Source organism: Bacillus sp. CECT 9360 (genome assembly GCF_918741275.1).
Classification (GTDB): Bacteria; Bacillota; Bacilli; order Bacillales; family DSM-1321; genus Peribacillus.
Map to the genome: position 1 here is coordinate 98,797 of NZ_CAKKNA010000007.1, position 12,814 is coordinate 111,610.

General features: G+C 40.1%; 10 protein-coding genes. 9 read left to right on the top strand and 1 reads right to left on the bottom strand.

Going from position 1 to position 12,814, the window contains the following annotated elements; translation table 11 throughout:
* Positions 1-259 precede the first annotated feature (259 nt).
* The 3 genes from LQ216_RS10330 (at position 260) to LQ216_RS10340 (ending at position 3,217) form a co-directional block, all read left to right on the top strand.
* Positions 260-1,024, top strand: a complete 765-nt coding sequence (locus tag LQ216_RS10330) for a TerC family protein (RefSeq protein ID WP_230129228.1) — start codon at positions 260-262, stop codon at positions 1,022-1,024.
* Positions 1,025-1,328: 304 nt separating this feature from the next.
* Entirely contained in the window at positions 1,329-2,081 is a 753-nt protein-coding gene (sigI, locus tag LQ216_RS10335; protein ID WP_230129229.1) for an RNA polymerase sigma factor SigI, read from the top strand.
* 2 nt (positions 2,082-2,083) lie between these two features.
* Positions 2,084-3,217 (top strand): anti-sigma factor domain-containing protein, encoded by a 1,134-nt coding sequence (locus LQ216_RS10340; protein WP_230129230.1) that lies wholly within the window; start codon positions 2,084-2,086, stop codon positions 3,215-3,217.
* Positions 3,218-3,278: 61 nt separating this feature from the next.
* Here LQ216_RS10340 and LQ216_RS10345 read toward each other — a convergent pair whose 3' ends face one another.
* Entirely contained in the window at positions 3,279-3,479 is a 201-nt protein-coding gene (locus LQ216_RS10345) for an alpha/beta-type small acid-soluble spore protein (RefSeq protein ID WP_230129231.1), read from the bottom strand.
* Positions 3,480-3,695: 216 nt separating this feature from the next.
* Between LQ216_RS10345 and LQ216_RS10350 the strand changes: the two genes are divergently transcribed.
* The 6 genes from LQ216_RS10350 to LQ216_RS10375 all read left to right on the top strand — a co-directional run bounded on the left by LQ216_RS10350 (position 3,696) and on the right by LQ216_RS10375 (position 12,814).
* Positions 3,696-5,051 (top strand): TrkH family potassium uptake protein, encoded by a 1,356-nt coding sequence (locus LQ216_RS10350; protein ID WP_230129232.1) that lies wholly within the window; start codon positions 3,696-3,698, stop codon positions 5,049-5,051.
* 526 nt (positions 5,052-5,577) lie between these two features.
* Positions 5,578-7,020: a PTS mannitol transporter subunit IICB gene (locus tag LQ216_RS10355; protein ID WP_230129233.1), complete on the top strand. Its 1,443-nt coding sequence runs from the start codon at positions 5,578-5,580 to the stop codon at positions 7,018-7,020.
* A gap of 464 nt (positions 7,021-7,484) precedes the next feature.
* Positions 7,485-9,605 (top strand): BglG family transcription antiterminator, encoded by a 2,121-nt coding sequence (locus LQ216_RS10360; RefSeq protein WP_230129234.1) that lies wholly within the window; start codon positions 7,485-7,487, stop codon positions 9,603-9,605.
* A 1-nt stretch (position 9,606) separates the two neighbouring features.
* Positions 9,607-10,044, top strand: a complete 438-nt coding sequence (locus tag LQ216_RS10365) for a PTS sugar transporter subunit IIA (RefSeq protein WP_230129235.1) — start codon at positions 9,607-9,609, stop codon at positions 10,042-10,044.
* Position 10,045: 1 nt separating this feature from the next.
* Positions 10,046-11,185, top strand: coding sequence for a mannitol-1-phosphate 5-dehydrogenase (locus tag LQ216_RS10370; RefSeq protein WP_230129236.1), 1,140 nt, complete (start codon positions 10,046-10,048; stop codon positions 11,183-11,185).
* 420 nt (positions 11,186-11,605) lie between these two features.
* Complete coding sequence (locus tag LQ216_RS10375; protein ID WP_230129237.1) at positions 11,606-12,814, top strand: acyl-CoA dehydrogenase; 1,209 nt, start codon at positions 11,606-11,608, stop codon at positions 12,812-12,814.

Below are 12,814 nucleotides of genomic sequence, written 5' to 3' on the forward strand. Positions count from 1 at the left end.
ATACTGTTATAAAGAATATTATGTTTCTTACTCAAAGGGGAGTAGCGTTAGGGTTCGCCCTAAAACAAAGTCGTCATCTCATGGACATAAGTCCATCGGCTTTGTTGACATGGCTTCATGTTCAGCAAGACCTTTGCCTATCAACGGCAAGGGTCTTTTTATTTTTGGTGAAAAAGGAAATTTTAATTTTATTTCTGTTTTGCCTGTTGAAGTTTATTGCTTCTGAGAAAAGGAATATTAACAAATGGAGGTTGATAACATGGAAGCATCATTATTGTTGGAATACGGCTGGGTTTTACTGGTCCTGGTAGGCCTGGAAGGGATTCTCGCGGCCGACAACGCGGTGGTCATGGCTGTCATGGTAAAGCACCTTCCGAAGGAACAGCAGAAAAAAGCCCTGTTTTATGGGCTGCTCGGAGCATTTGTATTTAGATTCTTGAGTCTGTTCCTCATTTCCTTTCTTGTCGATGTGTGGCAGGTGCAGGCGATTGGAGCACTTTACCTGTTGTTTATTTCGTTTCAGCACATCTATAAACGATTCACCCATAAGGAAAAGGATAAACTGCATGAGCCGAAAGCGAACTCCGGCTTTTGGATGACCGTCTTCAAAGTGGAACTAGCCGATATCGCGTTTGCGGTCGACTCCATGCTTGCGGCAGTAGCTCTTGCTGTAACCCTCCCAGAATCTGGTTGGTTTGAAGTCGGTGGTATTGACGGCGGGCAGTTCACGGTTATGTTCCTCGGCGGAATGATTGGCTTAATTATTATGCGTTTTGCTGCAAGTGCATTTGTGAAGCTGCTTCATAAGCGTCCATCTCTTGAAACAGCTGCTTTCTTTATCGTCGGATGGGTTGGCGTCAAGCTCGCGGTATTCACGCTGGCACATCCTTCCATCGCTGTTCTTGAGCAGCACTTTCCCGAATCAACGGGATGGAAGGCGACTTTTTGGATCGTCTTGATCGGAATCGCTGTTGGAGGGTTCCTATTCTCTAATAAAAAAGACAGTGAAACACAAGAAGTATAAGTGAAAGACTAGCCAAATCAACAATCAGCATATCCGTTATGACAATCAAATAAGTGATAGTCCCTGAATGGGGAGAGCTCGCATATTCTGGTAATTTGCGGGCTCTCTTATTTTAGAACAAAAAAAGGATAAAGAATTCACAAAGATACCCCTAAATAAAATCTTTCGGGAAACGTATTGTTTTTTAAAAATAGTAAAAAGTTTATTTTTGAATATAAATAGGTCTTTTGGTTCTGTTTATTTCCAAGCTTACCCTTAAAAATATAATTGTCACTTCTATGTTATAATGTGGCATAGAAATGGGGTGAGCTTTTTGCTGAGCGGATTATTTTCAGCATCCAAGAAAAAACAGTCATTAGAAGAGACGGTTTTAAAAATACAGGATGGAGATTTGTTTCTCCGTAACGAATTGATTGGCTCATTCAAACCATTCATTGCTAAAACGGTTTCTTCTGTATGCAGAAGATACATTAATGAATCGGACGACGAATTCAGCATTGGCCTCATTGCTTTTAATGAGGCGATTGATAAATATTCATCCGATAAAGGAAGTTCGCTGCTAGCATTTGCGGAAATCCTTGTAAAGCGTCGGGTGATTGACTATATAAGAAACCAGACAAGACGGCGCCAGGATATTATACTCGATCTTTCTTTGGAAAATAATGAAGAAGATCAATCCCAAACGTTTCTTGAAACGGAAAAATCGATGCAAGAGTACGAAAAGCTCAAGGAAGTGGAAAAGCGCAGAGAAGAGATTGGGCTTTATCAAAAGCGCTTATCAGAATTTGATGTGTCTTTTTCTGATTTGGTGGAGAATTCCCCGAAGCATTCCGATGCCAGAAAGGGAGCGATTGCCATCGCGAAAACCCTTGTCAGTGATCCGGCCATGAACGAAATTCTATTGACAAAAAAACGCCTGCCGATTAAGCAACTTGAAGAAAAGGTAAGTGTAAGCAGGAAGACGATAGAGAGAAACAGAAAATATATCATTGCGGTTGCGCTTATCTTAAACGGAGACTTTTTGTACTTGCATGACTATTTGAAAGGGGTGATTTAGGAATGAAAGGCATTATTTTAGAGATGGATAATCATTATGTTACCCTTATGACCCCTGAAGGGAAATTTTTAAAGGCAGAGAAGGAGAAACGTCCTTATGAAATTGGCGAGGAAATTTCATTTAGACCCTTTCACCCGAGAAAATACAGCATCTCTAACTTTTTTCATTTTTCCATAAAAAAGACCTCTATCATAAGTGCAGCAGCTGCGGTTGCGCTTACGCTTAGCATCTTACCCGGCATGTTTGACAAGAAGGTCTCGGCATATTTGACAATAGACATCAACCCAAGTATTGAATTGGGTTTAGATGATCAACTAAATGTTATCGAGATCAAAGGTTTGAACGCGGAAGGAAAAGATGTCGTGAAGCAGCTTTCCGATTGGGATAACAAAAGTGTCAATACTGTCACGGATGAAATCGTTAAAATGACCAAAAAAATCGGATACTTTAAAAACCAAAAACAAATCGTCGTCTCTACGACTGTGATGGATAAAAATAAAAAGCTGGATAAAGATTTAAAGCAGGAGATTTCAAAGACGGCGGCGCTTGTTCCCGAGACAAAAGTGAAGGTCCTGAATGCTACCGAGAAGGATCGGGAAAATGCTAAACAGGAAGGTGTTTCAACCGGCAAGTACATAGAAGAAAAGCAAGCTGTTCAAGAGAAACAAGAGACAGAAAACACCCAGCAAAAACCTAAAGCACCCTCCAAAAAGACGTTCGAAAAGAGGGAAGGAAGACAAAAGACCGAGGCAAAGGCTAAACCGCAAAAACAAGTGCAAAGAAATGTTGATTTGCCTAGAAGGATCGAACCGGAGCGGGGCAAGCAGCCAAAAAATGAGGCACCTCGTTTTTCAAGAATAAAGCCAATCGAAAAACCTGTGACACCTTCATTCAAAAAAAATGAACAAAAGCATCGTGATCAAAATGATTTCCGGAAGAAAGGAAATGAAGGGGAAAAGACCCGCGGTAAAGATCGCTTTAAACATAAGCCTATTGAACCTAAAAAACCGGCTAAGCTTAAAAAGTCGTCAAATAAAGAATGGGGCATTTCAGAGGGCAAGCATTTTAAACAAAAGAAGCATTCGAACGATAGACGCGACCATGGAGATCTAAAGTTTCTTACGCACGACCGTTAACAGGAAACACAAGGCTGTCATCCGGCGATGACAGCCTATTCCATTTCTTATGTCTAATGTCTTATTGTCTGTTTTTCAATTCGGATTGAGCTTGTGCAACAAGACGTTTAGTAATTTCGCCGCCTACTGATCCGTTTGAGCGTGATACGGTTTCAGAACCAAGTTGTACACCAAATTCCTGGGCGATTTCATATTTGATTTGATCCAAAGCTTGCTCGATACCAGGCACTAAAAGTTGGTTTCTGCTGCCTCTGCTAGCCATTATGATTCTCCCCTTCTCTTATTAATAACAGTGCTTATACCACTGTATGAGTAGTATGAGGAGGTGTGGATTGTTTTACTAAAAATAAATATGGGAATACATCCTATAATTACAAGCGGAAATTAAACATCCCACACAATCTTTTAACAATGTATAATGGATTGTAGATTATTTAGTACATAATAAGAACGTATTTGTATCGAAAGGAACATCTCAATGTTAATTTCATTTAAAAAAACAATTCGCCGATTGAGTCCCGCTCAAATCATTATCGGTTATTATTTTGTGGCAGTTACTGTCTCAACGATACTCTTAAGTTTGCCTATAGCTACTAAGCCGGGAATACAATGGACATTCATTGATGCATTGTTCACAGCGGTGAGTGCCGTAAGCGTTACTGGTTTAACCGTCGTCAATACGGCAGATACTTTCAGCACACCGGGCATTTTTATCTTGATGTTCGTCCTGCAGTTTGGCGGTATAGGCATTATGACATTGGGTACTTTTTTTTGGTTAATCATGGGAAAGAAAATTGGCTTAAAGGAACGGCAACTGATTATGACTGACCAAAATCAGACGAGCCTTTCCGGTTTGGTAAAGCTCTTGATTCAGCTCGTAAAGATTATTGTTATTATAGAATTGATAGGTGCTTTTATACTTAGCCTTTATTTTCTGAAATACTTTCCAGCTTGGGATCAGGCATTTTTACATGGTTTATTCCTGTCAGTAAGTGCCACGACCAATGCGGGGTTTGATATAACCGGACAGTCGTTGATTCCATATAAAGAAGACTATTTCATCCAGTTCATCTCCATCCTGCTCCTAATACTTGGAGCGATTGGCTTTCCTGTGCTGATCGAGACGAAGGAATATCTTTCAAACCGGGCCAGAACCTATAAATTCCGCTTTTCCCTTTTTACAAAAATAACATCGGTTACTTTTTTTGGTCTTGTCCTATTCGGTACATTATTCATTTACTTACTGGAGTTCAATGGATTTTTAAAAGGGAAGGCCTGGCATGAATCGTTTTTTTATTCCCTTTTCATGTCGTCCAATACGAGAAGCGCCGGGCTTGCAACGATGGATGTCGGCGACTTTTCCGAACCGACGCATATTTTGATGAGTATCATGATGTTCATTGGGGCATCCCCCAGCTCAGTTGGCGGCGGTATCCGGACAACAACCTTTGCCATTATGATCTTGTTTTTATGGAATTTCGCTAAAGGAAGCCGATCGATCAAAGTATTCGGTCGGGAGATATGCGAGGAAGACATTTATAAAGCGACGGCCGTCATGCTAATGGGTATCTTCCTCTGTGTCGCTTCGATATTCATCTTAACAATAACAGAGGATTTCCCGCTAACCCATATTATCTTTGAGGTCTGTTCGGCCTTCGGTTCCGTAGGGCTATCATTAGGGATCACCCCGGATTTGAGCGTCACCGGGAAAATTGTCCTCATGATTATTATGTTTATTGGTCGTGTCGGTATCGTCTCCTTCCTTTTTATAATGGGAAGAAGAGAGAAAACGGACAATTATCATTATCCTAAAGAAAGAGTGATTATTGGTTGAATGAAGAGGAGACTAGGTAAAATCTCTTCTTTTTGGCAGAGGCTGACTCCAAAATGTTTAATATTGAACCTAAGGAGTCAGCATATTTTACTAACTTGTATTTCGTAAACCTTTTATCAAGTTTGTGGATTTATCATCGTTTTCGCAAATTTATTATCGAGTTTTCGATTTTATTATCAACTTTGCCACTTATATTATCAACTTAACTCATATATCGATTTCTCGACAATACCCACTGTATTTCGACATATTTAACCACGCGAAATAAAAGGGTCCAAATTTAAGTTATCTGTAGTGATCTTTTGGATCGCCCATACATGCAACTTCGTCTCGGTCTTCTCCTTAAATGCTCGTCAATCGACGAGCTTTCTTTATATTAAGTCATCATTTAAATCATGACAACAAGTCATGTGACAAAATAGGTTTTTCTATCAATTGAGGAACTGTTGTAAACGCTTTATTATAAGAGGAGAAATACATTATTTCATTTGAAATTATTTTAAAGTTGAAAGGGGTTTAAATAGAAATGGCGGGAGAAGAAAATTCAAACTCAGCAGTTAAAGTGAAAATACAGCGCTTTGGAAGTTTTTTAAGCGGCATGATCATGCCCAATATCGGTGCGTTTATCGCCTGGGGTTTTATTACTGCCCTATTTATTGAAACAGGCTGGCTACCGAACGAGGACCTAGCCAAGCTTGTTGGTCCAATGATAAATTATTTACTGCCTATCTTAATCGGGTTTAGCGGGGGTAGACTCGTTTATGATTTAAGAGGTGGTGTAGTCGGTGCAACCGCAACGATGGGTGTTATCGTTGGAGCGGAAGTCCCGATGCTTTTAGGAGCTATGATTATGGGTCCTATAGGCGGATTGGCTATTAAAAAGTTTGATAAAGCTGTAGAAGGAAAAATTAAATCAGGATTTGAAATGCTGGTAAATAACTTTTCAGCAGGGATTATTGCTGGTATTCTTACATTAATTGCTTATAAAGGTGTCGGACCAATTGTTCTTGCCTTGAATAAAGCATTAGCGTCCGGTGTACAGGCAATTATTGACGCACAACTTTTACCGCTTGCAAGTATTTTCATCGAGCCAGCTAAAGTTCTATTTTTAAATAACGCAATCAACCATGGTATTTTAAGTCCAATTGGTATTGAACAGGCTGCGGACGCAGGTAAATCTATTCTATTCTTACTGGAAACTAATCCTGGCCCAGGTTTAGGTATATTATTAGCCTATATGATTTTCGGTAAAGGGATGGCAAAGCAAACAGCCCCAGGTGCTACAATTATTCATTTCTTAGGTGGTATCCATGAGATTTACTTCCCATACATTTTAATGAAGCCAATACTGCTTTTAGCGGCAATTGGCGGCGGGGCAGCAGGTGTATTCACCTTCTTGATTTTTGATGCAGGATTAGTGGCAGCTCCATCACCAGGAAGCATTTTCGCTCTAATGGCGATGACACCAAGAGGAAATTACTTAGGAGTTATTACAGGCGTGCTGATAGCTACGATTGTATCGTTCATCATTTCTTCAATCATCTTGAAATCGTCGAAGCAAACAGGTGAGGAAGATTTAGCAAGTGCAACTCAAAAAACATCCGAGTTAAAAGGAAAAGAGAGCAGAGCCTCTGCGCTTATCAAAACTGAAGCTAAACAAGAAACAACACAATCTGGCGTTGACAAAGAAATAAATAAGATTATTTTTGCGTGTGACGCTGGTATGGGTTCAAGTGCAATGGGTGCGTCGATCCTCAAGAACAAAGTCCAAAAAGCAGGATTAGACGTATCTGTTTCCAATACTTCGATTAGCAACTTACCAGCTGATGCTGATGTTGTTATCACTCATAAAGATTTAACAGATAGAGCAAAAGCAAAATTGCCGAACGCAACACATATATCGGTGGAAAACTTTCTAAACAGCCCGAGATATGATGAGCTATTGGAGAAATTAAAAGAAGGTAAATAATGAGCAAGCCTGGTTCCCAGAGGAATCAGGCTTTTTTTATCAGGAAAGTATAACTTTTATAATTAAAAAATGTCCCAACTACGCAGGATTGATTATCCAAACTCAAGATTTATTATTCGAGTTGAAATATTGATTATCCGAACTCAAGATTTATTATTCAAGCTGAGGTATTTATTATCCAAACTCAAGATTTATTATCCGAACTCATATTTTATTATCCAAATACCAGAATTACGTTTGCCACAGGATGTGGCAGATTTCAGCCGATGTTCCTTGCTTCAGGGCGCTTGCGCTTTTTTAATAAAGTAATTAAATTTTGTCAACAATGAAGAAGGCGAAAGTGAGTTATCTCTTGATTGTTTTAAGCAATATAATCGTTTTATTATTAAAATAGAAGTATATTACTAAATGATTGGCCATTATGGTCGTAGATTTAGTCTTTGTTCCATATGGGAGTGAGAAGTATGTATATTTCTGCAAGAGAAAGAATTATGCTTGAAATTTTATTGGACAAAAGTGAAGAAATGACTGTTAAGGATCTTGCGGATGACATGGATGTAAGTGTCCGCACGATTCATAGAGATTTAAAAGGTCTGGAAAGCACGTTAAAAGATTATGAGCTGCAGTTAGTAAAGAAGTCAGGTGTTGGCATTCAAATCATTGGGGAGGAAGACAAGGCCGAAGAATTAAAACTCGCCCTTCTCCATGTAACCTATAGTGAATACACTCCTGATGAAAGGCAGACAATGATCTTATGTGCATTATTGGAATCCAGAGAACCTGTAAAGCTTGTAGCCATTTCGAATGATCTCAATGTAACGATAGCCACAATCAGCAATGATTTGACTAAATTGGAAAATCGTCTACATGAACTTGATTTGTCGCTGATTAGAAAAAGAGGGTATGGTGTTGAAATTGTAGGGTCTGAAACAGCCAAGCGAAAAGCAATGAGAGCTGTTATCGCTGAAAACCTTAACGAAGTGGAATTTTTATCTTTGGTGAAAGAAAACATTCAAAAGAAATCCACCAAACAAATAGACTCCATCTCTGAGAGGCTTTTAGGTCTTGTGGAGAAGAATAAACTTTTTATTGTTGAAAAAGCTATTGAAGAAGTGAATACAGAAATCTCTTATTCAATGGCGGATAGTGCTTATATAGGGCTTGTTGTTCACCTTGCACTAGCGATTGAGCGAATAATCCAGGGGGAAAACATTAATATCGATCAGGATTATTTGGAAGGCTTGCAATCAGTTGCTGAATATAAAATGGCCAAAAAAATTATCCGAAAACTGGAGAAGGCCTTCAATATTGATATTCCTGATGCTGAGATTGGGTATATTACCATGCATCTTCAAGGGGCAAAATTAAGGCATGATAAGGAGTATTTATTAGAAGATTCCAGTTTGCAAATTGCTATAAAAGCAAAAAGCCTGATTAAATATGTTGAGGAACAATTGCAAATCGATTTATTAAGCAATGCTTCCCTATTCCAAGGCCTGGTCACTCATTTGAAGCCCGCGCTTTTTCGGGTGAAACAAAATATGGGGATAGCAAATCCCCTGATGCAAAAGATTAAACAAGATTATGGAGATTTGTTTAACATCGTTAAAGGCGGCGTTAGTAAGGTTTTTTTAGATTTAATTGTTCCTGATGAAGAAATCGCCTATCTAGTTATGCACTTTGGCTCTGCTTTGGGGAAAACGCGGACCGCTGATTTAAAAGCATTAGTTATTTGTTCTACCGGTATCGGTACCTCAAAGATGCTTGCGACAAGACTAAAGCAAGAATTACCGGAGATTGGAACACTGACAAATGTCTCCTTATTTGAATTGAATCGTATTCAATTAGAAGAGTACGATTTGGTGATCTCTACTATAAACTTGCCTGCCTTCGATAAGGAGCATATTGTAGTAAGCCCGATTTTAACGAAAGAAGAAATCAATCGGTTAAGAAACTATATAGACAAACAAACAGAGGATCATGCTAGGACTCGAAAAGTACCGTTAGCTGATATCGATTTTCCAGTGCATCAAAGTGCCGAGCAATTAATAATGAGCTTGAGAAACTTATCTCAATATACGGATACGATAGCAACCGTCTTAGAAGGATTTAGCGTGATGAATGTATCACAGTTTGAGAATATGGAAGGTATTTTAGCACGAGCCTGTGAGTACTTAAATGACAGTGGTGTTATAGAGGATCCCGGTTTAGTGAAAAACGCTCTGTTAGAACGTGAAAAGCTTGGCGGGTTAGGGATTCCGGGTACTCGGCTAGCATTGTTTCATGCTCGCAGTGACCAGGTGTTACGTCCTTCTTTCAATCTTTTAGCGTTGGAGGACTCTCTAAGTGTTAAAGCAATGGATCAGACGGATATCGAAACTGACAGTATTCTTTTGTTGTTATCACCTGAGACGTTTTCAAGCCAAGGATTAGAGGTATTAAGCTTCATAAGTTCCATTATTATTGAGAATGAGCATAGCATTGCGTTATTTGAATCAAAAAATGCCAATTCCATTTCTTCCTATCTAGCAGCTAATTTCGAACAATTTTTTAATGGAAAATTAAAAGAAATGAGGAATGATTAAAATGTCTCTACCTATTTTATCTACTGAAAATATTCTATTAAATGCTGAAGTAAACGGAAAAGAAAATGCCATCAGATTGACGGGACAAGTATTAGTTGAAAAAGGCTATGTAGAACCAGCTTATATTGAGAAAATGCTTGAACGGGAAGAATTAACTTCCACTTATATGGGCAATTTCGTAGCCATCCCCCACGGTACAGAGGATGCCAAGAAATCTGTTAAGGAGTCAGGCATTACGATTATACAAGTTCCCGAAGGAATAGATTTTGGCGGTGGCAATATTGTGAAATTATTGATTGGAATAGCCGGCAAAGGGAATGAGCACTTAGAAATACTATCGCAAATTGCCATTGTTTGTTCGGAAGAAGAGAATGTAATAGCTATTGTAAACGCCACATCCAAAGAAGAAATCATGGCTTTTTTTGAAGGAGTGAACTAATATGCAAGCCGTTCACTTTGGAGCAGGGAATATTGGAAGAGGGTTTATCGGTGCACTCTTTTCACAATCCGGTTATCATGTTACATTCGTTGATATTGCTGAGGAAATCATTAATCAGTTAAACGAGGATAAGCAGTATCAAGTAAAATTGGCTACTGACCAACATGAAGAAATGACGATTAAAAACGTGTCAGGCTTAAATAATTTGACTCAGGAAAGCGAAGTCATTGAAGCCATTAAGCATGCAACCTATCTGACAACCGCGATCGGGCCGAATATCCTGCCGCGCATTGCTCCATTGATTGCAAAGGGCCTGGCAGAACGGGTAAAGACAAGCGACGAGAAAATATATGTAATTGCCTGCGAAAATCAAATATCGGCAACAGATTTATTAAAAGGATATATCTTTGAGCATTTAGATGAAGAGACCAAAGCGAGTCTAGCTAACAAAGTATACTTCTTCAATTCAGCCGTTGACCGCATCGTACCGCTTCAAAATAATCAAGGGTCCTTGGATGTACTGGTTGAACCTTATTATGAATGGGTTGTGGAAGCGAAGATAAGCATCCCCACTGTTGAAGGGATGACGATTGTTTCTGATTTGGCCCCTTTTATTGAAAGAAAGCTCTTTACGGTCAATACAGGGCATGCTGTCATCGCTTACCTGGGTTATTTGCAAAACAAACCGACAATCGACCAAACTCTAACTGACGAAGAGATTACAAAGCAAGTAAGGGCTACGCTCAACGAAACCGGAGCATATTTAATTAAACAATACGGCCTGGATCGTGACGAGCATCAGCAATACATCAATAAAATAATCAATCGATTTAAAAATGCCTATTTAGACGATGGCGTTACAAGAGTTGGTCGCTCCCCGATTCGCAAGCTTGGACCGAATGACCGCCTTGTCAAACCTGCTGTGGAAGCGGAAAAAGCAGGGCTGGCATTTACTAACCTGGCAAAGGCCATCGCTGCAGCCCTGCTCTTTGATTTCGCAGAAGATGAAGAAGCGGTAAAAATGCAAACGATGATTAAAGAACATGGTGTTGCCCATGTGTTAAAAGAAGTGAGCGGATTAGAGGAGAATAGTGAAATTACTCTAGAAGTCGTAACCCATTATAACGCATTAAAGAAATAAAAAATCTTGTATATTTTAATGCCCCTGGATAACATTCCAGGAACTCTATTAATGATCTGGCCAATGCAATTTTATTGACGGGGTACTGATTAAGGTTATCGGTAAATAAAAATGCATCGCAAAAATAATTTTATTTTTTGGCTCTGTTAAATTCCATTGTTGATTTTCAAATGGTCATGGAATCTACTCGCTTTCCGCGGACGAACTGGCAAGCCTCCTCACTCGTACCTCGCTGCGGGGTCTTGCCAGCCCGTTTTTCCGCAGGAGTCTCGCAGATTCCCTTCCCAAAAACAACATTATCGTTTAACAGAGCCTATTTTTTTAAAATTTTCAGTTTATTAGTTGAATATTTTTTTAAAAACCGTATACTTATGAGTAAGAAACATACCAACCGGTTAGTTTGTGTGAAGGAGGGATAACTTGGATTTTGCTTATTCAGATAAGGTAAAGGGTCTACAGGAGAAATTAACTCAATTTATGGAAGAGTATGTTTATCCGAACGAAAGTGTTTATGAACGTCAGTTGAATGAGCAGAGCGATAGATGGAGTGCGATACCCCCTGTAATGGGAGAACTGACCGCAAAAGCAAGGGAAGATGGACTATGGAATTTATTTCTCCCTGAGAGTGAGTATGGAGCAGGACTAACCAATTTGGAATATGCCCCGCTGTGTGAAATTATGGGACGTTCTTTAATCGGCCCGGAGGTATTCAACTGCAACGCTCCTGATACCGGAAACATGGAAGTGTTAGTGCGTTATGGAACCGAAAAACAAAAGGAACAATGGTTAAATCCGCTGTTAGATGGAGAAATTCGCTCATGCTTTTCGATGACCGAGCCGGACGTCGCTTCATCGGACGCAACGAACATCGAGACGCGAATTGAGAAAGATGGGGACCATTATGTCATCAATGGGCGTAAATGGTGGTCATCCGGTGCTGGAGATCCACGCTGCAAAATTGCCATCGTGATGGGGAAAAATGACCCAAAAGCAAACCGCCATGAACAGCAATCGATGATTTTAGTGCCTCTGGACACTCCTGGGGTAAAAATTGAACGCATGCTCCCGGTCTTTGGTTACGATCATGCACCGCATGGACACGCAGAGATTACATACGAAAACGTAAAGGTACCCGCCGAAAATATGCTGTGGGGAGAAGGAAAAGGATTTGCGATCGCACAAGGAAGGCTTGGGCCCGGCAGAATTCATCATTGTATGAGGTTGATCGGCGCTGCGGAGCGAGCGCTTGACGAATTATGTAAGCGTATACAAAAACGTGAAGCGTTTGGTAAGCTGCTGTCGAAACAGGGAGTCATCCTGGAATGGGTGGCGGAATCCAGAATCGAAATTGAACAGGCCCGTCTGTTGACATTAAAAGCGGCTTTCATGATGGATACCGTCGGCAACAAGGAGGCCAAAGCAGAAATCGCAATGATCAAGGTTGTCGCTCCTTCGATGGCACTCCGTGTTCTGGACCGTGCGATACAAGCATTTGGCGGGGCAGGTGTCTCAGGAGATACGCCGCTTGCCGCACAATGGGCAAATGCGCGTACATTGAGGCTCGCGGACGGACCGGATGAAGTCCACAAAGCCCAGATTGCCAAGCTTGAGCTTCGTAAATATCTATAA